Source organism: Pseudomonas sp. B414 (assembly GCF_055408445.1).
This window is the reverse complement of sequence record NZ_JBUZTQ010000018.1, coordinates 38,606-63,871: the sequence shown is the minus strand read 5'-3', so window position 1 is coordinate 63,871 and position 25,266 is coordinate 38,606. Positions and strand designations below refer to the sequence as shown.

General features: G+C 59.0%; 21 protein-coding genes. 10 read left to right on the top strand and 11 right to left on the bottom strand.

Annotation, left to right across the window (positions count from 1 at the left end; all coding sequences use genetic code 11):
* Nucleotides 1-2: 2 nt before the first annotated feature.
* From ACZRMH_RS16110 to ACZRMH_RS16100, 3 genes are all read right to left on the bottom strand, one after another.
* Nucleotides 3-1,280: an L-fuconate dehydratase gene (locus ACZRMH_RS16110; protein WP_464014254.1), complete on the bottom strand. Its 1,278-nt coding sequence runs from the start codon at nt 1,278-1,280 to the stop codon at nt 3-5.
* 14 nt (nt 1,281-1,294) lie between these two features.
* Nucleotides 1,295-2,143: an ureidoglycolate lyase gene (locus tag ACZRMH_RS16105; RefSeq protein WP_464014253.1), complete on the bottom strand. Its 849-nt coding sequence runs from the start codon at nt 2,141-2,143 to the stop codon at nt 1,295-1,297.
* A 150-nt stretch (nt 2,144-2,293) separates the two neighbouring features.
* Nucleotides 2,294-3,034: an SDR family oxidoreductase gene (locus tag ACZRMH_RS16100; RefSeq protein ID WP_464014252.1), complete on the bottom strand. Its 741-nt coding sequence runs from the start codon at nt 3,032-3,034 to the stop codon at nt 2,294-2,296.
* Nucleotides 3,035-3,282: 248 nt separating this feature from the next.
* Here ACZRMH_RS16100 and ACZRMH_RS16095 point away from each other — a divergent pair, with 248 nt between their 5' ends.
* Complete coding sequence (locus tag ACZRMH_RS16095) at nt 3,283-4,044, top strand: FadR/GntR family transcriptional regulator (protein WP_464014251.1); 762 nt, start codon at nt 3,283-3,285, stop codon at nt 4,042-4,044.
* 121 nt (nt 4,045-4,165) lie between these two features.
* A complete protein-coding gene (locus ACZRMH_RS16090; RefSeq protein WP_464014250.1) occupies nt 4,166-5,362 on the top strand; it encodes an EAL domain-containing response regulator in 1,197 nt (398 codons plus the stop codon).
* A gap of 7 nt (nt 5,363-5,369) precedes the next feature.
* Here ACZRMH_RS16090 and ACZRMH_RS16085 read toward each other — a convergent pair whose 3' ends face one another.
* Entirely contained in the window at nt 5,370-6,668 is a 1,299-nt protein-coding gene (locus ACZRMH_RS16085) for a histidine-type phosphatase (protein ID WP_464014249.1), read from the bottom strand.
* A 287-nt stretch (nt 6,669-6,955) separates the two neighbouring features.
* On the opposite strand from ACZRMH_RS16085, the gene ACZRMH_RS16080 reads away from it, so the two are divergent.
* Both ACZRMH_RS16080 and ACZRMH_RS16075 read left to right on the top strand, forming a co-directional pair.
* Nucleotides 6,956-8,197, top strand: coding sequence for a glutamine synthetase family protein (locus tag ACZRMH_RS16080; RefSeq protein ID WP_464014289.1), 1,242 nt, complete (start codon nt 6,956-6,958; stop codon nt 8,195-8,197).
* A 65-nt stretch (nt 8,198-8,262) separates the two neighbouring features.
* Nucleotides 8,263-9,582, top strand: coding sequence for an MFS transporter (locus ACZRMH_RS16075; RefSeq protein WP_464014248.1), 1,320 nt, complete (start codon nt 8,263-8,265; stop codon nt 9,580-9,582).
* A gap of 52 nt (nt 9,583-9,634) precedes the next feature.
* Here the strand turns inward: ACZRMH_RS16075 and ACZRMH_RS16070 are convergent, their stop codons facing one another.
* From ACZRMH_RS16070 to flgA, 4 genes are all read right to left on the bottom strand, one after another.
* On the bottom strand, nt 9,635-10,375 hold the full coding sequence (locus ACZRMH_RS16070) for a flagellar brake protein (protein WP_464014247.1): 741 nt from the start codon (nt 10,373-10,375) through the stop codon (nt 9,635-9,637).
* 96 nt (nt 10,376-10,471) lie between these two features.
* Entirely contained in the window at nt 10,472-10,939 is a 468-nt protein-coding gene (locus ACZRMH_RS16065; RefSeq protein ID WP_464014246.1) for a flagella synthesis protein FlgN, read from the bottom strand.
* Nucleotides 10,940-10,988: 49 nt separating this feature from the next.
* Nucleotides 10,989-11,315: a flagellar biosynthesis anti-sigma factor FlgM gene (gene flgM, locus ACZRMH_RS16060; protein WP_464014245.1), complete on the bottom strand. Its 327-nt coding sequence runs from the start codon at nt 11,313-11,315 to the stop codon at nt 10,989-10,991.
* Nucleotides 11,316-11,466: 151 nt separating this feature from the next.
* Entirely contained in the window at nt 11,467-12,237 is a 771-nt protein-coding gene (flgA, locus tag ACZRMH_RS16055) for a flagellar basal body P-ring formation chaperone FlgA (RefSeq protein WP_464014244.1), read from the bottom strand.
* A gap of 76 nt (nt 12,238-12,313) precedes the next feature.
* On the opposite strand from flgA, the gene ACZRMH_RS16050 reads away from it, so the two are divergent.
* The 6 genes from ACZRMH_RS16050 (at nt 12,314) to flgE (ending at nt 17,360) form a co-directional block, all read left to right on the top strand.
* The gene (locus ACZRMH_RS16050) at nt 12,314-13,246 is read left to right on the top strand and encodes a chemotaxis protein CheV (RefSeq protein ID WP_464014243.1); all 933 of its coding nucleotides are present in this window, start codon (nt 12,314-12,316) and stop codon (nt 13,244-13,246) included.
* Between the two features lie 44 nt (nt 13,247-13,290).
* Entirely contained in the window at nt 13,291-14,118 is an 828-nt protein-coding gene (gene cheR / locus ACZRMH_RS16045; RefSeq protein WP_464014242.1) for a protein-glutamate O-methyltransferase CheR, read from the top strand.
* Between the two features lie 297 nt (nt 14,119-14,415).
* Complete coding sequence (gene flgB, locus ACZRMH_RS16040; RefSeq protein WP_464014241.1) at nt 14,416-14,823, top strand: flagellar basal body rod protein FlgB; 408 nt, start codon at nt 14,416-14,418, stop codon at nt 14,821-14,823.
* A 3-nt stretch (nt 14,824-14,826) separates the two neighbouring features.
* A complete protein-coding gene (gene flgC / locus ACZRMH_RS16035; protein WP_464014240.1) occupies nt 14,827-15,270 on the top strand; it encodes a flagellar basal body rod protein FlgC in 444 nt (147 codons plus the stop codon).
* Between the two features lie 15 nt (nt 15,271-15,285).
* Nucleotides 15,286-16,011, top strand: a complete 726-nt coding sequence (flgD, locus tag ACZRMH_RS16030) for a flagellar hook assembly protein FlgD (protein WP_464014239.1) — start codon at nt 15,286-15,288, stop codon at nt 16,009-16,011.
* Nucleotides 16,012-16,040: 29 nt separating this feature from the next.
* Entirely contained in the window at nt 16,041-17,360 is a 1,320-nt protein-coding gene (gene flgE / locus ACZRMH_RS16025) for a flagellar hook protein FlgE (protein ID WP_464014238.1), read from the top strand.
* A 391-nt stretch (nt 17,361-17,751) separates the two neighbouring features.
* Here flgE and codA read toward each other — a convergent pair whose 3' ends face one another.
* The 3 genes from codA to bglX form a co-directional block, all read right to left on the bottom strand.
* Nucleotides 17,752-18,990, bottom strand: a complete 1,239-nt coding sequence (gene codA, locus ACZRMH_RS16020) for a cytosine deaminase (protein ID WP_464014237.1) — start codon at nt 18,988-18,990, stop codon at nt 17,752-17,754.
* A gap of 212 nt (nt 18,991-19,202) precedes the next feature.
* Nucleotides 19,203-22,076, bottom strand: coding sequence for a ribonucleoside-diphosphate reductase subunit alpha (locus tag ACZRMH_RS16015; RefSeq protein ID WP_464014236.1), 2,874 nt, complete (start codon nt 22,074-22,076; stop codon nt 19,203-19,205).
* Nucleotides 22,077-22,758: 682 nt separating this feature from the next.
* Complete coding sequence (bglX, locus tag ACZRMH_RS16010; protein WP_464014235.1) at nt 22,759-25,050, bottom strand: beta-glucosidase BglX; 2,292 nt, start codon at nt 25,048-25,050, stop codon at nt 22,759-22,761.
* Nucleotides 25,051-25,266: the final 216 nt, after the last annotated feature.

Sequence of the window (25,266 nt, the reverse complement as noted above, 5' to 3'; positions counted from 1 at the left end):
ATTCAGCCCCGATACCGGTACTGTTCGCGGGATGCGGCTTTCATCTGGATCGAGAAGCCCGGTGCCTGCGGTGGCATATAGGCCGCATTACGAATCACGCAGGGGTCTTCGAAGTGCTCGTGCAGATGGTCGACAAATTCCACCACCCGGCCGTCATGGGTGCCGGCGATACACAGGTAGTCGATCATCGACAGGTGTTGTACGTATTCGCACAAGCCAACGCCCCCTGCATGCGGGCACACCGGCAAGTTGTACTTGGCGGCCATCAGCATCACCGCCAGTACCTCATTGACCCCGCCGAGGCGGCAGGCGTCGATCTGCACCACGTCGATGGCTTCGCGCATGATCAGTTGCTTGAACACGATACGGTTCTGGCACATCTCGCCGGTCGCGACCTTGACCGGGGCAACACCGAGGCGGATTTTGCGATGGCCTTCCACATCGTCCGGGCTGGTGGGTTCTTCGATAAACCACGGCTTGGCAAACGACAGTTCACGCACCCAGTCGATGGCGGCGTTGACTTCCCACACCTGGTTGGCGTCGATCATCAGCTTGCGCTCCGGGCCTATCACTTCGCGGGCGATGCGCACGCGGCGGATATCGTCTTGCAGGTCGTGGCCGACTTTCAATTTGATATGGGAGAAGCCTGCATCCACCGCTTCCTGGCACAGGCGGCGCAGCTTGTCGTCGGCATAGCCCAGCCACCCGGCCGAGGTGGTGTAGCAGGGGTAGCCATCGGCTTCGAGCAAGGCCAGGCGTTCGGCCTTGCCCTGGGCGCGTTCACGCAGCAGGGTCAGGGCTTCGGCCGGAGTGATGCAGTCGGTGATATAGCGGAAATCAATGCAGCGCACCAGTTGCTCGGGGCTCATATCGGCCACCAGGCGCCATACCGGTTTGCCTTCGGCCTTGGCCCACAGGTCCCAGGCGGCGTTGACCACGGCGCCGGTGGCCAGGTGGATGGCGCCCTTGTCCGGGCCGATCCAGCGCAGTTGGCTGTCGCTGGTGACATGGCGCCAGAAACGGCCCATGTCTTCGGCGATCCATTCCAGTTTCAAACCCACCAGCAGGCTGGACAGGGCCTTGATCGAAGCGCAGCAGATTTCATTGCCACGGCCGATGGTAAAGGTCAGGCCGTGCCCTTCCAGGTTGGGGGTGTCGGTTTCGAGGATGACATAGGCCGCTGAGTAATCAGGGTCCGGGTTCATCGCGTCCGAGCCATCGAGGGATTGCGAGGTGGGGAAGCGGATGTCTTCAACCCGTACGGCGGTAATCGTGGTCATGGTGCAGCTCCCTGTCAGTCGGCATTTACGGTGCGTTGCTGTTGTTCACCCAGGCCGCTGATGCCCAGGCGCATGGTCTGGCCGGCGCGCAGGTATACGGGTTCTGGCTTGATACCGAGGCCAACGCCCGGCGGGGTGCCGGTGGAAATCACGTCACCCGGTTGCAGGCTCATGAATTGGCTGAGGTAGCTGATGATTTTCGGGATCTGGAAAATCATCGTGCGGGTATTGCCGTTCTGGTAGCGATGGCCGTCCACTTCCAGCCACAGGTCGAGCTGATGCGGGTCGGCGATTTCGTCGCGGGTGACCAGCCAGGGGCCGAGCGGGCCGAAGGTGTCGCAGCCTTTACCCTTGTCCCAGGTGCCGCCCAGTTCCAGCTGGAACTCGCGCTCGGACACGTCGTTGATCACGCAGTAACCGGCCACATGCTCCAGGGCGTCGCTTTCGCTGATATAGCGCCCGCCTTTGCCTATGACCACGCCCAGCTCGACTTCCCAGTCGGTTTTGCGCGAATTGCGCGGGATCTCGACATTGTCGTTGGGGCCGACAATGGCGCTGGTCCATTTGCTGAATACCACGGGCTCGGCGGGGATCGCGGCGCCGGTTTCGGCGGCGTGGTCGGCGTAGTTGAGGCCGATGCAGATAAATTTGCCGACCTGGCCGACACAGGCGCCGATGCGGGGTGAGCCTGCAACGAGGGGCAGGGTGGCGGGATCGATATCTTGCAGGCGGGCGATGCCTTGCGGGCTGAGCGTATCGCCAGCGATATCCGTGACCACAGCGGACAAGTCACGCATTTGGCCGTTGTTATCGAGCAGGGCAGGGCGTTCCTGGCCTTTTTCACCGTAGCGCAGCAGTTTCATAAAAATTCCTTGGTAAATACCTGTTGGAAATCCTGTGGGAGCGGGCTTGCTCGCGATGGCATCACTGCGGTGTGTCAGGCAAACCTGATTGCCTGTATCGCGAGCAAGCCCGCTCCCACAAGATCAAGATCAAAGTCAAAAGCGCTGGCGTCAGTTGCTCCAGCCGCCGTCAATGATTTGTGCGGTACCGGTGGTAAAGCCGCTGGCACTCGAACCCAGGTACAGCGCCAACTGGGCGATTTCCTCAGCGGTGCCGATACGGCCCATGGGCTGGCGCGCGGCAAAGGCGGCATACACCTCATCCACACTGCGGCCTTCGCGCTCGGCTTGTTCGCGGATGCGTTGACGCAGGGAAGGGGAGTCGACAGTGCCGGGGCAGATGGCGTTGCAGCGGATATTCTGGCTGACAAAATCCGCCGCCACGGAACGGGTCAGGCCAATCACCGCGCCCTTGCTGGCGCAATAGGCAAAGCGGTTGGGCACGCCTTTTACACTGGAGGCCACCGACGCCATATTGATGATCGAACCGCCACCGTGACTCAGCATGCCCGGCAAGAAGGCGCGGATCATGCGGTACATAGCCGTTACGTTAAGGTCCAGGGCGAAGCTGAAGTCTTGCTCACTGCACTCCAGGATATTGCCGCTGTGCACCACGCCTGCGCAGTTGAACAGCACGTCCAGCGGGCCCAGCTCGTTGGCCAGGCGCTCGATGGCAGCGGCATCAGTGACATCCAGAAGCAGTTTGTGTGCGCCGTCGAGGGACTCGAGGGCGGCGGCATTGATGTCGGCGGCGAAGACTTCGGCGCCGGCCGCAAGGTAGGCCTGGACACTGGCCTGGCCAATACCCTGGGCGGCCGCAGTGATCAGCACGCGTTTGCCGGAAAGATCCATGGAGGCTCCATAGTGATGTTGTTTATTTTTGTTTTTGTAGCAAGAGGCCCAATGGTCAGGCCATTGCAGGCGTAGCAAATGGCAAAACGACACAAGTAACGGGATAAGGTTTGCTATGATCGCTTTACGTTATCCGTCCAATGGTCAGGCCATTGGGCCTTTTGTAGCATGCACCTCAAGCTTCAACAAGCGTCTTTTTTTCCTTAAAACGCTAGTAGATTGCTGTTCACGCCAGAGCTGATTTCACAATGCCATTTCAAGTTATTGATAACCAAAGACTTTATCGGCAGATCGCCGACCAGCTGCGCGCCTTGATCGACAGTGGTGAATTTCCGCCGGGTAGTCGCTTGCCCGCCGAGCGCGAACTGGCCAAGTTGCTCGGCGTCAGTCGCGCTTCGGTGCGCGAAGCGATGATTGCCCTGGAAGTCATAGGCCTGGTCGATGTGCGCGTCGGTAACGGCGTGCTGGTGTGTGAGCCACCGGTGCAAGCCGTGTCTAATGAGCCGGTAATGGCCCAGGCCACGCGCAATCAGTGGAAGGAGCTGGACCCGGAGCTGAACCTGGAAATCGACTTCAATGCCGAAATCCCGCCCTTTGCCTTGCTTCAGGCCCGACGCCTGATCGAGCCGGAAGCGGCGGCACTGGCGGCGGTCAATGCCAGCGATGAAGAGTTGACGGGCATTCGCGAAGCTTTCGAGCGTAACGTGCAGGACAACCGCGACGGTTCCCATACTCACCCCGGCGACCGCCTGTTTCATATCCGTATTGCCCAGGCTTCGGACAACCCGGCCTATGCCCTGATGATCCAGCATCTGCTTGGCCATCGTTACGGCAGCATGTTTCAGCGTTTGCAAAGCCACTACACCCCGGACGATATGATTCATCGTTCGGAAAATGAGCACCGCCGTGTGCTGCAAGCGCTGGAGCAGCACGACCCGGATGCTGCACGTCAGGCCATGGCCGAGCATCTGGATGAAGTGATTCGTATCTTTAGCCGTAACCCTCGCTGATCTTCAAATGACAGTCCGGCAGGATTGGGAAAATTCCTACATTTTTGAGGATTTCCCCTAGGTAAATCTCTTACCGCTCCCTAGACAATCGACCTACAGCATTCACTATGGGTCGACCTTAATGCCTGGCAACTCCCTGCGTATCCTGATTCTTGAAGATGACTGCTTTCAGCGTGCCCTCGCGGTCAGCCTGTTTCGCTCGCTGGGCTGCCATGAGGTGTTTGAAGCCAGTGATGGCAGCGAGGCGCTGGCGGTTTTGCAACAAGTGGGTGCAGTGGATATCGCCGTGTGTGACCTGCAGATGGAGGGCATGGACGGGCTGGCCTTTTTGCGTCGTGCAGGCACTTCGGCGCAGGTCAAGTCCGTGATTGTCAGCAGCGCGCTGTCTGCTGATCTACGCCGTGCGGCCCATCAGATCATAAGTCTGCTGGGCATTGAATTGCTGGGGGATGTGGGCAAGACGCTGTATGCCGAAACCCTGGAGCCTTTGCTGAAGAAGTATCAGGGCAGCGGCGCCGATGCATTCGAAGCGAGCATACAACTGGCCTGCGAGGAAGAGGTGCGCCAGGCACTGGCCCTGCAGCAATTGCAGGCCTGGTATCAGCCCAAGTTCGACCTGCAGACCGGCGAGGTGTGTGGTATTGAAGTGCTTTGCCGTTGGCTGCACCCAAGCAAAGGGCTACTGCCACCCGCAGTGTTTATCCCGGTGCTGGAGCGCTGCGGGCTAATGGATGAGCTGTTGTTTGCTCAACTGGATCAGGCGTTATGCCTGCAGGAGCAGGCCCGGGTCCAGGGCTTTAGCTTGAATATGGCGTTCAATCTGCAAGCTGCGCAATTGGCCAATCCCCAACTGACCTACACGCTCAAGGGCATTTTGACCCGGTATGCCACGCCGGGTTCGCGGCTGACCTTTGAACTGACCGAAACCGGCCTGCTGCAAGCTCCGGCTGCGAGCCTGGAGAATCTGGTGCGCCTGCGCATGATGGGCTGCCGGTTGTCGATTGATGATTTTGGTGCCGGGTTTTCCTCGCTGCAGCGGCTATGTCAGTTGCCGTTTAACGAGATCAAGCTCGACGGTGAGTTTGTTCGCAACCTGCAGCATGAGCCACGCTGCGAAGCCGCGATCAGCAGCACCCTGGCTTTGGGCAAGGCCTTGGGCATGTCGGTGGTGGTCGAGGGCATTGAAACTGAGGCCCAGTTCCTGCGGTTGCTGGAGTTGGGTTGCCTGCAAGGGCAGGGCTACTGGTTCGCCCGGCCCATGAACGGGCCGGACTTATTGAGCTGGTTGCAGCAGCGCGAGCTGAGCGTGGCCTGTTAACCGGCCATTATTGAAATGAGTAGGGCGTGAGTGCGGTAGGGTCGATGTTCTGATCGACTTTAACCATCGCATCCTTGAGCGGGCAGAGCAGGCCGACGCTGGTTTTGCGGCAGTCCTTGGCGCTCTGGAAGTCAGCCTTGAGCGGCTTTTGCCCGCCGCTCAGTTGGGTCAGGTTGCGGATCTGGTCCATTGACTGGGCTTCAAAAGCGATACGCAAAAAATACTCGCCGGTTTTGACTTCCTGGTAGCGCTCAAACTGCAGGGTGCCTACGGGTGGGATATTATTTTCGATGTAGTCACCCAGCTTCCAGCCGAAGCCGAGCATGGTGCGCAGGTAAGAGATATTGGTGTCGTGGGCCACCAGCAGCATCAGCTGCACATCCGGCGGGGTGCTCGGCGCGTCCTTTATGGCCAGTGACGTGCCTTGTTTGAGTTCCAGGGAAATCTGGTTCATCAACTCGGACGCACCACGGCTGGCGATATAGGGGATGTCGTTGAGGTAATCGTACTTGGCCTTGGTCAGCACCATCAGGCTGGAGACATCGCCAGCGCTACGGGCGTTGCCGAACGCGACCTTGTCCAGTGGCAAGCCCTGGCTGTATTCGAGGCGGAACACTTCGCCCATATTGGCGCCCGCGCTCAGGCCCTTGATTGCGAAACGTCCCTTGGCGTTTTGTTCCAGCTTCCAGGGCTCTTTACCGTAGGGGCAATCGGTGCCAGGCAGGCAGGCGACTTCACGCAGTTTTTCTTCGAAAGGTTTATAGCGCGCCTGTGCGGCTTCGACGCTGCCACCCAGGGCCTTGAGGATTTCTGCCTTGGCCTTGACCGGGTCGAGGGCGGCAAAGGGCATTTCATTGGCCTGGAACAGGGCGTCCTGTTCACCTGTTACATAAGTCGGTTGCAGGCCGCAGCCGGGAAACATGCCGTCGAGCAGGGCCTGGGCCGTGGCTTTGGTGCGTTGCAGGGGGCTGGCATGGACCAGCAATTGGCTGGCATCCGGGCAGCCCTTGGGGATCAGCCCGGCGTTGCGCAGCACTTCGCCCCGGTAGCGACCCATTTCGACGGCACCGGTGTAGCCATGGCCGGTGAGGTTGCCGAAGGGCACCAGCCAGGTCGGCCACTTACGCTGGGTGACAGTGGTCAGCAGTTTTTCATTGGACTTGGTGGGCGGGCGTACTCCGTGGCGGCTGACCTGTACGACTTTATCCAGAACATAGCCATCGCTGGTGGGTGTCTGGGCAAAGACTGCCGGGCTGATCATGCTGGTCAGCAACATGCTTGTGCAAAGAGGGAGTAACTTTCTCATCGTTCTTCCTTGGGTCATCCTGGACGCAGTGGGCGCAGTGTAGTCGCTGATGAGGAACGAAGGCTGCGAGCTTCTTATCAAAACCTCGCAGCCTTCGTTCCTCGTCAGCGACTACCCAAAAGTCGAGCTGATGCGTATTTTGTACAGATTGCCGCTAGCGGCCTGCACCCAACAAGGAAAGTGTCATGACGAGCGATGGTCAGGGTTCACTCGCACAGCAATTGGCGGGCATTGATGAGATTGAATGCGTGACTCCTGATCTCAATGGCGTGCCCCGTGGCAAGGTGATGACCGCTGCGGGCTTCCTTGAAGGCCGTCGCTTGCAGATGGCCCGTGGCGTGCTGCTGCAATGCATCATGGGCGGTTACCCCGAGTCGCGCTTCTATGGCAGTGAGGACGGTGATCTGGCGCTGGTACCGGACCCGGCCCATATCCATCGTCTGCCCTGGAGCCAGCCGCCCCGAGCCCTGGCCATTTGTGATGCCGATGAGTTCAGCGGTGAGAGCTCGGCGTTGTCAACCCGCGGCCAGTTGAAGGCCGTTATCGCCCGTTATGCGGCTCGCGGGCTGGCGCCGGTGGTGGCGACCGAACTTGAGTTCTTTGTGTTTGCTCCCAACCCCGACCCGACCCAGGCATTCCGTCCGCCAGTAGGCCTGGATGGCCGTCGCGAGGACGGTTTTTCGGCGTTCAGCATCAGTTCCAATAACGGTCTGCGGCCCTTCTTTAGCGAAGTTTACGAATGCATGGCGGCGCTGGGTTTGCCCCGTGACACCTTTATGCACGAGATGGGCGTCAGCCAGTTCGAGATCAACCTGTTGCACGGTGATCCGCTGTTGCTCGCCGATCAGACTTTTCTGTTCAAGCACCTGCTCAAGGAGGTCGCCCTTAAACATGGCCTGACCGTGGTCTGTATGGCCAAGCCGCTGGCGCATACCGCTGGCAGCTCGATGCATATTCACCAGAGCGTGGTTGAGCTGGGCAGCGGTCGTAACGTATTCAGCGACGAAGCGGGGCAGCCGACGGCCGCTTTCCGCCATTTTATCGGCGGGCAGCAGGCGGGTATGGCTGACTTTACCGCGCTGTTTGCGCCGAACGTGAATTCCTACCAGCGTTTGTTCCACCCTTATGCGTCGCCCAACAATGCCTGCTGGTCCCACGATAACCGATCTGCTGGCTTGCGGATTCCGGCCAGCTCGCCGCTGGCGCGGCGGGTCGAAAACCGTTTGCCGGGCGCGGATGCCAACCCGTACCTGGCGATTGCTGCCAGCCTGGCGGTCGGGTTATATGGTATCGAGCACGAGGTGGAACCGACTGCCGCGATACAGGGCGAATTCGCAGTGCCTGAGGCGCTGTCACTGCCCTGTACCTTGCATGCAGCACTTGAGCGCCTCAAGCGCAGCCACTTGGCGATTGAACTGTTCGGCACTGAGTTCATCGAAGGCTACATCGCGTCCAAGATGCTGGAGCTGACCAGCTTCCATGACGAAATCACTCCCTGGGAGCGTCGCGTGCTGGCGGCTCAGGCTTGACCGTTTAAATTTGTGCTGCCGGGCCAGTGCCTGGTTGCAGCCACAAGGAGCCACACGGAAAGCCAATGCACCAGATCTGGAAGTCGTTTCGAGCGTTGTACTTCGCCTCACTGATGATGTTGATCGGCTCGGGCCTTTTGAGCACCTATCTGGCCCTGCGCCTGGCGGCCGACAATGTCGACGGCCTGTGGATCGGTGCCCTGATGGCGGCCAACTATTTTGGCCTGGTGCTGGGTGGCAAGATCGGCCACCGGCTGATTGCCCGGGTGGGGCATATTCGTGCCTACGCCACCTGTGCCGGTATTGTCGGCGCGGCGGTGCTGTGTCACGGGCTGACGGACTGGCTGCCGATATGGCTGCTGCTGCGGGTGATCGTCGGCCTGGGCATGATGTGCCAGTACATGGTCATCGAAAGCTGGCTCAACGAGCAGGCCGATGCCAAGCAGCGTGGTGTGGTGTTCAGCCTGTATATGATCGCGTCGTACCTGGGCCTGGTGCTCGGGCAACTTATCCTGGCGATTCACCCGGCCCTTGGCCTTGAGTTGCTGATGGTGGTGGCCTTGTGTTTTGCGTTGTGCCTGGTACCAGTGGCCATGACCCGGCGCATTCACCCGGCGCCCCTGCATCCGGCACCGATGGACCCGAAATTCTTTATCAAGCGAGTGCCGCAGTCGTTGATCGCAGTGATGGGCGCGGGCCTGCTGGTGGGGTCATTCTATGGCCTGGCACCGCTGTATGCGTCGCAGCAGGGGCTGTCGACCGAACTGGTCGGTGTGTATATGGGCAGCTGCATTTTTGCCGGGCTGCTGGTGCAGTGGCCGCTGGGCTGGTTGTCTGACCGTTATGACCGGCCATTGCTGATCCGGGTTTTCGCGTTCTTGCTGGCGCTGGCTTCATTGCCGCTGGCGATCCTGCCGTCGGTGCCTTTGGAAGTGCTGTTTGTGGCCGGGGGCATGGCGGCCCTGATGCAGTTTTGCATCTATCCGCTGGCCGTGGCCTTTGCCAATGACCATATCGAGGCTGAGCGTCGGGTGTCGCTGACGGCCATGTTGCTGGTGACCTACGGTATCGGCGCAAGCGTCGGGCCGCTGGTGGCGGGGGTACTGATGAAGGTGCTGGGCAGTCAGATGCTCTATGCCTTTTTCAGCGTGGCAGGATTGATCCTGGTATGGCGAATCCGCCCGAATGCGGTGACCAATCTGCACCAGGTCGACGATGCGCCGCTGCATCACGTGGCCATGCCCGACAGCATGTCCAGCTCACCGCTGGTGGCTGCGCTTGACCCACGGGTAGATGAGCAGGATGTGCAGGATCAGATGGTGCAGGAGCCGGTGGTGGAAGAGGTTGATCCGCAGACGGACACCGAGTCACAACCCAAGCCGTAGCCATATGACCCTGTGGGAGCGGCGGTGCGACGACTCCCACACTATTCAGGGTTTAGTAATCATCATCTTTATCAAACTGCCGCGCCTCGCGCTGCAGTTGATAGACAAACCGCTCGACCTGACGCTGTACTGCGCCGCTGATATTGTGAAAGCGCATGCCGGCAAAGGTAATATTCAGCCGCTCTTCAAAGTGCAGGTAACGCAACTCCACCGGCGTGGAGATCAGGCCAAACGGCAGGTCGGCGCTGAAGCGCTCATACACCTGGCCCGGTTGCATGCCCTGGCTGATATCGCCCTCAAAGCGCAACTTGCAACCGGTGGCCGAAACGTCCAGCAGTTTGCCCTTGATCGGGTTTTTAAGCTTGTCCCCGGCCACTTCCACGCTGACCAGATTGGCCAGACGCAGTGCTGCACGAAACGCGCTGCGGCGCTGGTGGTACGACACTTCGCGGGGCAATGCGCCGCGATAGCAGCGGTGGTCGTTGCTCTCATCAATGGTCAGCTGGGTGGTGCATTCCCAGGCGATGCGCACACCGTCATGGAAGCCCTCAACCCGAAACGGTACACCCGCCTCAAGAAAACGTTCGCCACCCCGTGGGATCATTTCGTCCAGCGCCATGGAGTTGCGCTCGCGATCGACATCCACCACGTAGCTCTGGAAACGCTGGGTGCGGTCCTCGAACGTGATGATCAGCGGGTCATGGCTCTCTTGCAGCATCCGCAGGTTGGAAGCTATTTCCAAAGGCGTAGTCAGCACCTTTGGCGGTTGCGGAGCATCTTGGGCGTCGAACACGGTTGATCAATCTCCAGACAAAATACAACGACACGCAAAAGATGGGCATTCTGCCATCATGTTGTGTGTCTCGCTATATACGGTGGTGGCGCGGGTTCAAGCCTGGCTGTAGGCGCGGTGCTTGTTGAGCATCGAAGTGGTGCCGCGGGCGTCATACAGCGACGGAGCTTCGCCGCCATGCAGAATGCGCAGCTGGTTGGCAGTGATCGCCTGCTGGGTCTGGATCGACTGGCCATTGAGCAGGTTGGCGGCCTGGCATTGAGCCAGCAACTGGTTCAGCACATCGCTCTGACTGAGCAGTTGTGCACCCACGCTGGAATGGCTGGCAAGGCTTTCGAGGCCGCTACGATTGGTGGCCAGGCCAAGACTGGCGAGGATCTCGCTGCGCCTGCGGCCATGTTGCTCAAGCAAAATGATCAGCGACTGCTTGCGCGCCAGAATAGTCTCCAGCACCTGCATGTCGCGGCCTTTAAGGGCGATGGACTCGTCCTGCAACAAACCGAGCAATTGCCCGGCGGGTGCGAGGTCATCGTTGATCAATTGCAGTAAATTTTCGTCGTGCATGGCGGGCTCTGGGAGTTAAGCGTCCAAAAGCGCGGCACTGGCCGTGGGCCTAGCGCTGGGCTTCCATGTCAAGCAGTTTGCTGGCGACCCGCTCGCTGTCGACTTTATAGCTGCCGTCAGCGATGGCTTGTTTAAGCTCGGCCACCCGATTTTTATCGACGGCAGGTTGGTCACGCAACGAGTCGCTGATCTTCTGCAACTGTTGAGCCTCTTGGCTGAGGTGAACAGATTCCCCGCTTGGGGCGCTGGCGCTGGTTGGCTCAGGGCTTTTTGCCGGGGCCGCTTGCGTGGCAGTGCCGGCTTCCTGACTGGCGTTGCTGCGCGTACTGCCGGCGAGGGGCGGGGCGCTGTTGAGACGACTGAAGTCGATGACCATAACGAAAAACCTCGGGGTATTTGGACGCTTGCCATGTTTTCGGCCATACCCGGGAAAACTTTAGGCTCGATTAATCATAGCTTCACACAGAACTGTACTGATCTGCGTCAAACCACAGTGTAGGAAAGTCAGGAGACTGATGCCAACTTTCCTACAATGCCACTTCTACTTGCCCGGGCCCAGTGACCCGGGCGCGGATTACACGTTTGGAATTCAGGTTTTTTACCCGTATTTGCTCGCTAAGGCCACCGTCTGACAGGGCCTCGCCGGGCATTTTGACACTTAATGTGCCACTGCGGGCGCTGATCACCACATGATCGCCCTTGCGCACGGCAGCCGCCTGCTCCAGATGGGTGAGGGTCAACACCTGGTCGGTGACCATGGGCCGCAGCAGTTTTTGGCCTACGGCCAGCTCGGTCGCGGTCAGGTAGCCCTGGCTGATCAGGCTGACATCGCGTTCGCGCAGGGTCACGTCGGGGTAGTCGATAACCATGCCGCGCTTGAGTGGATGATTGACGGTGACCACATCGCGGAACAGTTTGACCTGGGCCGGCACAAAAATGGTCCAGGGCGACAGCCCTTCGCAGCGCACGCGCACGATCACGCGGCCCATGGGTTGCGCCGGGCTTTCCAGGGTGGCTGTCAATTCCTTGTCGCACTCGGCCAGACGCAAGCGCGGGTCCAGATTGTTGACCTGGATCTGATAGCGTCCTTCGGTCTGGCTGGTGGCCAGGTAGTCTTCAACGGTGAATTCAAGAAAGCCCTGGGTCACGCCGATAAGCTTTTCAGGCGATGTAAATGCGTCAGCCCTGCTATAAGTGCCTACGCTGAGCAAGGCTCCGGCGGCCAGCACGCTCAGGCAGCAGCGGCGCAGAGTCAGCGGGAAAAGTCGGTGGCAGGAATTTGTCGTTTTGGCGTTCATGGCCGATAAAAAGCAAGCCCCGTGCCGTTTACGGAGAATGCGGGTTGAAACTTTAAGTTTTTAAGAGGAGCTGAGTATGGCCGGAGTGATGGATGCGGTTAACCAGCGCACTCAACTGGTGGGGCAAAACCGCCTGGAGCTGTTGCTGTTTCGCCTGGATGGGCCACAGCTTTACGGGATTAATGTGTTCAAGGTCCGGGAGGTGCTGCAATGCCCCAAGCTGACCATGATCCCCAAGTCCCACCCTGTGGTGTGTGGCGTGGCGAGCATTCGCGGTGCGACCATTCCGATCCTCGATCTGGCAATGGCCACCGGGGCGGGTGCCTTGCAAGACCAGAGCAACCCGTTTGTGATCATCACCGAGTACAACACCAAGACCCAGGGCTTTCTGGTGCGTTCGGTCGAGCGTATCGTCAACATGAACTGGGAAGATATCCATCCACCGCCCAAGGGCACCGGCCACGACCATTACTTGACGGCCGTGACCCGGATGGACGACCAATTGGTCGAGATCATCGATGTTGAAAAGGTCCTGGCGGAAGTTTCGCCATCGCCGGAAACCATCACCCATGGTGTGGTCGATGTCGAAACCCGAAGCAAGGCGCTGTCATTGCGGGTGCTGACCGTCGACGATTCGTCGGTGGCGCGCAAGCAGGTTGCCCGCTGCCTGCAAACGGTGGGCGTGGAAGTGGTGTCGTTGAACGACGGCCGACAGGCGCTGGACTACCTGCGCAAGCTGGTGGAAGAGGGCAAGGACCCGGCCGAAGAATTTCTGATGATGATCTCGGATATCGAGATGCCGGAAATGGACGGCTACACCCTGACGGCGGAAATCCGCAACGATCCACGGATGCAAAAGCTGCACATCATTCTGCATACTTCGTTGTCCGGGGTTTTCAACCAGGCAATGGTCAAAAAGGTCGGTGCCGATGACTTTTTGGCCAAATTCAGGCCTGACGACCTGGCATCCCGGGTAGTTGACCGGATCAAAGCAGCAGACTTCAGCTAGGGGCTCAGCCCCTGGCGGTCAAAACGATTTAAGAGGCAGGACATTTGTCGACGGCTAATTTGGATTTTGAACAATTCCGGGTCTTTCTGGAAAAAGCCTGTGGCATTTTGCTGGGTGAAAACAAGCAGTACCTGGTCTCCAGCCGGCTTAACAAACTGATGGAGCAACAAGGCATCAAGTCGTTGGGCGAGTTGATTCAGCGTATCCAGAGCCAGCCGCGCAGTGGGCTGCGCGAGCAGGTGGTCGATGCCATGACTACCAACGAAACCTTGTGGTTTCGTGATACCTACCCCTTTGAAGTGTTGAAAAACAAGGTGCTGCCGGAGCAGATCAAGGCCAGCCCGGGCCAGCGTTTGCGTATCTGGTCGGCGGCCTGTTCTTCGGGGCAGGAACCCTATTCACTGTCGATGGCGATCGACGAGTTCGAGCGCAGCAACCTGGGGCAGTTGAAGGCGGGTGTGCAGATTTTTGCCACCGATCTCTCCGCGCAGATGCTCAATACCTGCCGCACCGGCGAATACGACAATCTGGCGATTGGCCGCGGCCTGTCACCTGAACGCCTGCAGCGTTATTTCGACCCCAAGGGGCCGGGGCGCTGGGTGATCAAGGCGCCGATCAAGAGCCGGGTCGAGTTCCGCCCGTTCAACCTGCTGGACAGTTACGCAGGCTTTGGCAAGTTCGATATCGTGTTCTGCCGCAACGTGCTGATCTACTTTTCGGCAGAAGTGAAGAAAGACATCCTGCTGCGCATCCACAGCACCCTGAAGCCGGGCGGTTACCTGTTTCTGGGCGCCTCCGAAGCGCTTAACGGCTTGCCGGACCACTATCAGATGGTCCAGTGCAGCCCGGGGATTATCTACCAGGCCAAATAGCCACCCTCTCTGTGGGAGCTGGCTTGCCTGCGATGCAAGCGCTGCGGTTTGTCAGAAAACCGCATTGATGCCATCGCGAGCAAGCCCGCTCCCACATGGGTCATGTGTTGTAACTGCAAAGCGGCAGAAAAGCGGCAGTCAGCGGTCAAGCGTTGCCGCTTTTCTGGCATTGCCGCCCTGCGCTACAGGTAAAACCCTTGATTTACGGGGCTGTAAAAACTGGCACGGGGTTTGCTCTATCCCTGTCATGTAAAACCTGAATCACTTTCTCAGGTCAGCCCACAAAGGTTTTTCGACATGAGCATCAGCTTCGACAAAGCGCTCGGTATCCATGAGCAAGCCCTTGGCTTTCGCGCTCAGCGCGCTGAAGTGCTGGCGAACAATATCGCCAACGCCGACACCCCGAACTACAAGGCTCGGGATCTGGACTTTGCCTCTGTGCTCGCCGCACAAAGCGACAAAAACCAGAACGGCACTTTTGCGTTGAACAAGACCAATACCCGCCATATCGAAGCCCAGGGCCTGAGCAGCGGCGACGAGTCGTTGCTGTACCGCACGCCGATGCAACCGTCGATCGACCAGAACACCGTGGACGCTCAGATCGAGCAGTCAAACTACGCAGAGAATGCGGTCAACTTCCAGGCCAGCTTCACCCTGCTCAACAGCAAATTCAAAGGGCTGATGTCGGCCCTGCGCGGGGAGTAACCCATGTCTCTAGCCAGTGTGTTCAATATTGCCGGCAGCGGCATGAGTGCCCAGACCACGCGTCTTAATACCGTGGCCAGTAACATCGCCAACGCCGACACCGTGTCGTCGAGCATCGACCAGACCTACCGCGCCCGTCACCCGGTATTCGCCACTATGTTCGAAGGCGCGCAAGGCACTGGCGGCGACTCGCTGTTCCAGAACCAGGACGCTGCCGGCAAAGGCGTGCAGGTGACGGCGGTGGTCGAAGACCAAAGCGAGTTGCAGGCCCGTTACGAGCCTAACCATCCATCTGCCGACGCCAAGGGCTACGTCTATTACCCCAACGTCAACGTGGTTGAAGAAATGGCTGACATGATTTCCGCCAGTCGTTCGTTCCAGACCAACGCCGAAATGATGAACACCGCCAAAACCATGATGCAGAAGGTCCTGACCCTGGGTCAGTGATAAGGGGCGAGACAAATGAGTGTGACCGATTCCACCAGCGGCTTGACCCTTAACCAGGTGCTTGCCAACTCCGCCCAGGCCAAGACCACCGATACCAGCGTGGCAGCGGCCACCAAGGGCGTGACGGGCAACACGGCACTGGGCAAGGATGCGTTTCTGCAACTGCTGGTCACCCAGCTGAAAAACCAGAACCCGCTGGACCCGCAGGACAACACGGCGTTTGTTGCGCAGCTGGCACAGTTCAGCAGCCTGGAAGGCATCACCACGCTCAATGACACGGTCAACTCCCTGTCGGGCGGTTTGCAGTCCTCACAGGCTCTGCAGGCCTCGTCGTTGGTGGGGCGCTCGGTCATCGTGCAAACCAGTGAAGCCTACGTAGACCCCGCCAGCGAAAAACCATTCAACGGCACCGTGGTGGTCAAGGACGCCGACTCCAAGCCCACTATCACCATTACCGATGCTGACGGCGAAGTGGTCCGCACCATCGAGATGGGCAGCCAGAAAGCCGGCAACGTGGACTTTACCTGGGACGGCAAGGACGACGACGGTGTGCTGCTGGACAAGGGTTCCTACACCTTCACCGCATCGAGCAAAACCGACACGGCGACCACGGCGCTCACTACCTATCTGCCAGCCACGGTCAACAGCGTGACCCTGAGCAAGACCGGCGGTGAAATCATGCTCAACCTCGCAGGCCTGGGCAGCATTGGCATGTCCAAAGTCCAGACCATTGGCCTCTAAGCCGACTCATACGCCTCAAGGAGAGAAACATGTCATTCAATATCGGCCTTAGCGGCCTCTATGCGGCGAACAAGCAGCTCGACGTGACCGGCAACAACATCGCCAACGCGGCGACCACCGGTTTCAAGGCCTCGCGCGCAGAATTTGCCGATATCTACTCGGCCAACAAGCTGGGCATAGGCAGCAAGACCATCGGCAGTGGCGTGAACCTGGCAGCGGTCTCGCAAAACTTTGGTCAGGGCTCGGTCAACAACACCGGCAACCTGCTGGACATGGGGATTCAGGGCAGCGGCTTTTTCGTGCTGAGCGATAACGGCTCCTTGAGCTACACCCGTGCCGGTACCTTCAAGTCCGATAGCAACGGTTACGTGACCAGCTCTGATGGCACCGCGCGCTTGCAGGGCTACGGCGTGGATGCCAACGGCAATATCATCAACGGCGTGTTGACCGACCTGCGGATCGACACCTCGAACCTGGCGCCCAAGCCGACCGGTTCGGTGACGTCAGAGATCAACCTGAACTCCAGCTCCGATGCGATCGATCAGACCAAGGTTCCGTTCGACCCGACCGTATCCACCAGCTACACCAAAAAATTCAGCACCACGGTCTACGACACCCAGGGCAACGCGCACCCGATGGACCAGTACATGGTCAAGACCGGGGCCAATACCTGGAGCTCTTATACCCTGATCGACGGCCGCAACCCGGATGGCACCCTGGCGTCAGGGGAAGGTGCCACGGCGCCCGTGGCCTCGACCATGGAGTTTGACTCGTCCGGTGCGCTGACCAAGGTCAGCCAGCCTGATCCGGTCGAGGATCAAGCTGAAAACACTCTGGTCGTCAGCGGCTGGAAGCCGGGCGCCATGATCAATGGTGAGTGGAAAGAGAACGGTGCAACGGCCAAAGTGGGTGGCATCGTCATCAATATGGCCAAAACCACCCAGTACAACACCGACAGTTCGCGTAACCCGCCGACCCAGGACGGTTATGCCACCGGCCAGATCAACAACCTGACCATTGACGGTTCGGGCGTGATGTTCGCCAACTTCAGCAACAACCAGAGCCGCGCCATTGGCCAGATCTCCCTGGCCAGCTTTACCAACGAACAAGGCCTGCAACCGGTAGGCGGCACTGCCTGGAAAGAAACCTATGCCTCGGGCATGGCCGGTTACGACGCACCGAAGATCGGCAGCCTGGGCGCGATCCAGTCCAACTCGCTGGAAGACTCCAACGTCAACCTGACCAATGAGCTGGTGGATCTGATCAAGGCGCAGAGCAACTACCAGGCCAACGCCAAGACCATTTCGACCCAAAGTACCATCATGCAGACCATTATTCAGATGACGTAATACCGGGCTCACAATGATCCTGCTGAGATGGGGTTTTGTGAGCGATTCAAAACCTGTGGGGCTGGCTTGTTTGCGATGGATCACCTCGGTTTGCCAGGCAGACCGTCATCGCCTGCATCGCGAGCAAGCCCGCTCCCACAATAGTCCCTGCAATGCTCAGATTTTGTGTTCAGCGCAAAACTTGTGGGAGCAGGCTTGCCTGCGATGGGCCACCTCGGTTCGTCTGGCAGACTTCACCGCCTGCATCGCGGGCAAGCCCGCTCCCACAATAGTCCCTGCAATGCTCCGATTTTGTGTTCAGCGCAAAACTTGTGGGAGCAGGCTTGCCTGCGATGAGCCACCTCGGTTCGTCTGGCAGACCGCGTAGCCGCTCTCGAAGGGAGACTACACCTCAAGTAAAGAACTCAACCCGCTCCGGCACCCGGGTCATCAGCACCTTACCGCCACGGATCGACACCCGCGCCTTGGCCTGACGGCGCACCGCCTCATAATCGCTCTCGGCATCCAGCACCAGCAGGTTGGCCGGGCGCCCCACCTTGATGCCATACCCTTCACCCAGATTCAGCGTGCGTGCGCTGTTGTCGGTCACCAGATCCAGGCAGCGCGCCAGATCCTCAAAACCCATCATGTGGCAGATATGCAAACCGGCATCCAGCACCCGCAGGATATTGCCGTTGCCCAGGGGGTACCACGGGTCCTTGATCGAATCCTGACCGAAACACACATTCATCCCGGCCCGGTCCAGTTCGGCCACCCGGGTCACGCCACGACGTTTCGGGAATGTGTCAAAGCGCCCTTGCAAGTGAATGCTCTCGGTCGGGCATGAGACAAAATTGATCTGCGAAGTCTTGAGCAAGCGGAACAGCTTCGAGCAATAGGCATTGTCATAAGAACCCATGGCCGTGGTGTGGCTGGCGGTCACCCGGCTGCCCATGCCGCGTACGCGGGTTTCTTCGGCCAGCACTTCCAGAAAGCGCGAATGCGGGTCATCGGTTTCGTCGCAATGCACATCCACCAGGCAGCCGGTGCGCTCGGCCAGGTCCATGAGGAACTTGATCGAACTGACCCCTTGCTCCCGGGTGTTTTCAAAGTGGGGGATACCGCCGACCACATCTGCGCCCATTTCTATTGCGCGAGTCATCAGTTCGCGCCCGCCTGCGTAGGACTCGATCCCTTCCTGTGGAAAGGCAACGATTTGCAGGTCAATCAGATGGCGGGCCTCTTCGCGCACTTCCAGCAGCGCCTTGAGCGCGCCAAGGGTCGGGTCGGTTACATCAACATGGGTGCGCACATGCTGGATGCCATGCTCGGCGAGCATGCGAATAGTGGCGTGGGCGCGCTGCTTGGTGTCTTCGTGGGTAATGGTGGCCTTTCGCTGTGCCCAGCGCTCGATGCCTTCGAACAGCGTGCCGCTCAGGTTCCATTCTGGCTGGCCCGCTGTCAGGGCTGCATCCAGGTGGATATGCGGCTCTACAAATGGCGCAATCAGTAACTGGCCTTTGGCATCAATATCGCCGTCTTGCGCAGGCACTGTGCCGGGCTGCAAAGTGATGGCGCTGATGCGCTCGCCTTCGCAACTGACCGTATACAGGCCGGGAGTTTTCCGCAGCGTGGCATTGATTATTTTCATGGGCGTTCCTGTCGTTGGCCTCCATGCAATGTAGTCGCTGGCGAGGCACGAAGGCTGCGAGCTTTTGATTTAAAGCTCGCAGCCTTCGTGCCTCGCCAGCGACTACGGGGAGTTTTTTCTCCCCACAAAACAAAACCCCCGCCAAACCCAGCTGTTACCAGGGTTTGACGGGGGTTTTGGGTCAGGCGGTTTGACCCGCCTGCCAGCTCAGCTTATTGGCAAGCTTCGCAATCCGGCTCGTCGATCGCGCAGGCCTTTGGCACCGGTGCTGGACCGGCAGGGGCTGCGACGACGTCTTCACTATGGTTGCCGCTCGATACTGCGTTGAGCTTGCCAGTGTTGACGGTGGACTTCTCGGTGCTGGTCGCGGCCAGGGCACGGAGGTAGTAAGTGGTTTTCAGACCACGGTACCAGGCCATACGGTAGGTCACGTCCAGTTTCTTGCCCGAAGCGCCAGCGATGTACAGGTTCAGCGACTGAGCCTGGTCGATCCACTTCTGACGACGGCTGGCGGCGTCAACGATCCACTTGGTGTCCACTTCAAACGCAGTGGCATACAGCTCTTTGAGCTCTTGCGGGATGCGTTCGATCTGCTGCACGGAACCGTCGTAGTACTTCAGGTCGTTGATCATCACCGAGTCCCACAGATCGCGGGCTTTCAGGTCGCGAACCAGGTACGGGTTGATCACGGTGAATTCGCCCGACAGGTTCGATTTCACATACAGGTTCTGGTAGGTCGGTTCGATCGACTGCGATACGCCAGTGATGTTGGCGATGGTGGCGGTCGGTGCGATGGCCATGATGTTGGAGTTACGAATGCCTTTCTGTACACGGGCACGAACCGGTGCCCAGTCCAGGGATTCGTTCAGGTCAACATCGATGTACTTCTGGCCACGCTGCTCGATCAGGATCTGTTGCGAATCCAGTGGCAGGATGCCTTTGGACCACAGCGAACCCTGGAAGGTCTCGTAAGCGCCACGCTCGTCAGCCAGGTCGCAGGACGCCTGGATCGCGTAGTAGCTGACCGCTTCCATCGACTTGTCGGCAAATTCAACGGCGGCTTGCGACGCGTAAGGAATGTGCTGCAGGTACAGGGCGTCCTGGAAGCCCATGATCCCCAGGCCAACCGGACGGTGCTTGAAGTTCGAGTTGCGGGCTTGCGGCACCGAGTAGTAGTTGATGTCGATAACGTTATCGAGCATGCGAACGGCTACGTCGATGGTGCGCTTGAGCTTGTCGGTGTCCAGCTTGCCGTTGACGATGTGGTTCGGCAGGTTGATCGAACCCAGGTTGCAAACGGCGATTTCGTCCTTGTTGGTGTTCAAGGTGATTTCGGTGCACAGGTTCGAGCTGTGTACCACGCCGACGTGCTGCTGCGGGCTGCGCAGGTTGCACGGGTCTTTGAAGGTCAGCCATGGGTGGCCGGTTTCAAACAGCATGGAGAGCATTTTGCGCCACAGGTCTTTGGCCTGGATGGTCTTGAACAGCTTGATCTTGCCCGGGTACTGGGACAGGGCTTCGTAGTACTCGTAGCGCTCTTCGAAGGCCTTGCCGGTCAGGTCGTGCAGGTCCGGTACTTCGGACGGCGAGAACAGGGTCCACTGGCCGTCATCGAAGACGCGCTTCATGAACAGGTCAGGGATCCAGTTGGCGGTGTTCATGTCGTGGGTACGACGACGGTCATCACCGGTGTTCTTGCGCAGTTCGATGAACTCTTCGATGTCCATGTGCCAGGTTTCAAGGTAAGCGCACACGGCGCCTTTACGCTTGCCACCCTGGTTAACGGCTACGGCAGTGTCGTTCACCACTTTCAGGAACGGTACAACGCCCTGGGATTTGCCGTTGGTGCCCTTGATCCACGAACCCAGTGCACGTACCGGCGTCCAGTCATTGCCCAGGCCACCGGCGAATTTGGACAGCATGGCGTTGTCGTGGATCGCGTGGTAGATGCCCGACAGGTCGTCCGGCACGGTGGTCAGGTAGCAGCTCGACAGCTGCGGACGCTGAGTACCGGCGTTGAACAGAGTCGGGGTCGACGACATGTAGTCGAAGGACGACAACAGGTTGTAGAACTCGATTGCACGGTCTTCTTTCTGCTTTTCTTCGATCGCCAGGCCCATGGCCACACGCATAAAGAAGATTTGTGGCAGTTCGAAACGTACGCCATCGTGGTGGATGAAGTAACGGTCGTACAGGGTTTGCAGACCCAGGTAAGTGAACTGCTGATCGCGCTCGTGGTTGATCGCCTTGCCCAGTTTTTCCAGGTCGAAGGTGGCCAGCACCGGGTTCAGCAGGTCGAACTCGATACCTTTGGCGATGTAAGCAGGCAGAGCCTTGGCGTACAGGTCGGCCATCTCGTGGTGAGTGGCGCTGTCAGCGACTTGCAGGAAGCTCAGGCCTTCGGCACGCAGGGTGTCCATCAGCAGGCGGGCGGTCACGAACGAGTAGTTCGGCTCGCGCTCTACCAGGGTACGGGCGGTCATCACCAGGGCGGTGTTGACGTCGCTCAGCGCTACGCCGTCGTAGAGGTTTTTCAGGGTTTCGCGCTGGATCAGGTCGCCGTCGACTTCTGCCAGGCCTTCGCAGGCCTCGGTCACGATGGTGTTCAGGCGGCCCATGTCCAGCGGCGCGAACGTGCCGTCGGCAAGGCTGATGCGGATCGACGGGTGCGCCTGCACGGCGTCTTCGGCCGGTGCGCGGGTGGCGCGCTCTTTGGAGCGTGCGTCACGGTAGATCACATAGTCGCGGGCCACTTTTTGCTCGCCGGCGCGCATCAGGGCCAGTTCAACCTGGTCCTGGATTTCTTCGATGTGGATGGTGCCACCCGATGGCATGCGGCGCTTGAAGGTTGCAGTAACCTGTTCGGTCAGGCGTGCAACGGTGTCGTGAATGCGCGACGAAGCGGCAGCATTGCCACCCTCAACTGCGAGAAACGCCTTGGTGATGGCAACGGTGATCTTGTCATCGGTGTAAGGAACTACAGCCCCGTTACGTTTGATCACGCGCAGCTGGCCTGGCGCGGTCGCAGACAGATCCAGATTTGAATCGGTACCCTGCGAGTTCTCGCGAGTTGTATCGGTTTGCATGGGGGTGTCTCCACATTCTCTATGTTTGTTTGGGCGCCTTTTGGGTGCCCACCGTTCCGTCCTGAAGCACTACAACCGGTAATGAGCCGGGCATAACAACTTCGGGACGTACAGAAGGGGGGTTAAGCCGCTTCCGTGCCGAAGTCCTGGTTCACGCAGACCGCGTAAAACCGTATTCCTGTTGGATGACAGTATTTTTACTGCAACACCCGGGCCGCTTTCCGACCTTTGGGTTGGAAAGCGGTTGCCATCCGCATAAGCGGCTTGGACTTTGAAAACTGCGTTTGGTTTAACCCGACAGGCGCGAGAAAAGGGCTTGAAATTCTCGTCTGAGTTGTGTTGGGTTTTTGGCCTGAAACCCTACATATGGGGTTTTTTGGCGGAGCTGATACAAGATATGCGTTTTATAGGGGTTGTGCAACGTACTGCCTGTGGATAACCCTGTGTGTAAATTGTGTGTGAAAGCTTGAAGGTCCACGTAGGCCGCACTGCACCGGCATTTAGCCGTTTGTCACCGGATTTAGCCGGAACAAATCCGTTGTGCTGCATTTTGAGGGCGCGAACCCTACCACAAAAAACAGCGCTGTCCGAACGCATTTTCTGGCGGGCGCAAAGATAGAAAAGGTCAAGCGAAAAGACGTGCCGGGAGGCCGCAGGGGGCCTGCCCGGCAATTGTGCGGAATTACTGCAACTGGAAGCTGTTTTGCTCGACGTTTTGCGAGTCCAGGCCGATTTGCACGTTGAATTCGCCGGGTTCGGCGACATGCTGCAACTGCGCGTTGTAGAACTTCAGGTCGTTGTCGCTGAGGGTGAATTGCACGACCTTCTGCTCGCCAGGTTTGAGCATGATCTTCTCGAAGTTTTTCAGCTCCTTGACCGCTCGGCTCATGGACGCAGTGACGTCCTGAACATACAGCTGAACCACGGTTTCCCCTGCACGTTTACCGGTGTTTTTCACCGTCACGCTGGCCGTCAGGGTCGCGCCCGGTTTCAGGGTTTTGGCCGACAGAGTTACAGCCGACAGGCTGAAGTCGGTGTAGCTCAAGCCATAGCCAAACGGATACAGCGGGCTGTTGGCCTCATCGAAGTACTGCGAGGTGTAGTTGCCCGGCTTGCCCGGTGTGAAGGGGCGGCCAATGCTCAGATGGCTGTAGTAAGTCGGAATCTGGCCAACCGAGCGTGGGAAGGTGATCGGCAGTTTGCCGGACGGGTTGTAGTCGCCGAACAGTACGTCAGCAATCGCATTACCGCCTTCGGTGCCGCTGAACCAAGTCTCCAGCACTGCATCAGCCTGCTGCTGTTGCATGTCGATCGACAACGGGCGGCCATTCATCAAAACCAGTACCAGCGGCTTGCCGGTGGCTTTGAGCGCAGTGATCAGGGCGCGCTGGCTGGCTGGAATGTCCAGATTGGTGCGGCTCGACGACTCGTGGGACATGCCCCGGGATTCGCCTACCACGGCAACCACCACATCTGCCTGCTGTGCGGCCTTGACTGCCTCGTCGATCATCTCCTGCGCCGGGCGCGGGTCGTTGACCACTTCAGGTGCATCGAAGTTGAGGAAGTTCAGGTAGTCGACGACGCTTTGGTCGTCAGTGATATTGGCGCCACGGGCATAGATCAGGTTGTCCTGCTGGCTGATGGCATTGCGCATACCGTCATATACGGTCACAGATTGCGCAGGCTGCCCGGCGGCTGCCCAACTACCCATGATATCGATCGGAGCCTTGGCCAGCGGACCGACCAGAGCAATGCGTGCCTGCTTTTTCAGGGGCAGGGTGTCATTCTGGTTTTTCAGCAGGACCAGGCTCTTGCGTGCCACTTCGCGGGCTTCGGCACGATGCAGGCGACTTTCGGCTTTGGTGTCGGCCGGGTCATCCTCAGCCTTGCCGATACGCAGGTATGGGTCGGCAAACAGGCCCATGTCGTACTTGGCGCCGAGCACTTCACGTACGGCATTATCCAGATCGCTCTGCGGAACTTCGCCGGACTTGAGCAGGCCGGGCAGCTCTTCGCCGTAGGCCTTGTCGTTCATGCTCATGTCGATACCGGCCTTGATCGCCAGTTTGGCGGCCTCGCGGCTGTCCTTGGCCACGCCGTGCTTGATCAGTTCGATGATCGCGCCGTGGTCGCTCACCGCCACGCCTTTAAAGCCCCATTGCTTGCGCAGCAAATCCTGCATCAGCCACATGTTCGAGGTGGCTGGCACGCCATTGATCGAGTTCAGGGCCACCATCACGCTGCCCGCGCCCGCTTCAATCGCGGCGTGGTAGGGCGGCAGATAGTCCTGGAACATGCGTGTCGGGCTCATATCGACGGTGTTGTAGTCCCGTCCGCCTTCCACTGCGCCATACAGGGCGAAGTGCTTGACGCTGGCCATGATATTGCCGGGCAGGGCAGGGGATGCACCCTGATAGGCTTGCACCATGACCTTGGCGATGCGCGAAACCAGGTAGGTGTCTTCACCGAAGCCTTCGGAGGTGCGACCCCAGCGCGGGTCACGGGCAATGTCGACCATAGGCGCAAAGGTCAGGTCGATACTGTCGGCGCTGGCTTCCCTGGCGGCGATGCGGCCGCTCAGGCTGATGGCATCCATGTCCCAGCTCGACGCCAGGGCCAGGCTGATCGGGAAAATGGTGCGATGGCCGTGGATCACGTCATAGGCGAAAAACATCGGGATCTGCAGACGGCTGCGCATGGCGGCGTCTTGCATCGGGCGGTTTTCGTCGCGACTGATGGAATTGAATGTCCCGCCGATACGGCCAGCGGCGATTTCCTTGCGGATCATCTCGCGGGGCATTTCCGGGCCGATACTGATCAGGCGCAATTGCCCGATCTTTTCAGCCTCGGTCATTTTTTTCAGCAGTTGCGCAACAAATACATCTTTTGGCGCAAGCGGGGCGGGTGGGGTTTGGGCCCACGCGGTGTGACTGGCCAGGCTGATGACGATGCCCAGCAAACACATATTTCTCATTGGATTCTTCTGCGCAGCCGCTCACTTGAAGCGAGGCAAGCCTGCGCTCGTGCAGCGATATTGTTCTGGGGAGGTATCAGGAGTACTTGGATTAAAGTTTTGACCTACCTTTAGAACAGAGTATTCCTGCATGGCAGGGAGTCTTTTAGCTGATTCACCGCGAGCAATCCAGTGTTGCCGGGAGTTTTTAGGCGTGGTGTGTGGTCAATAAACCCA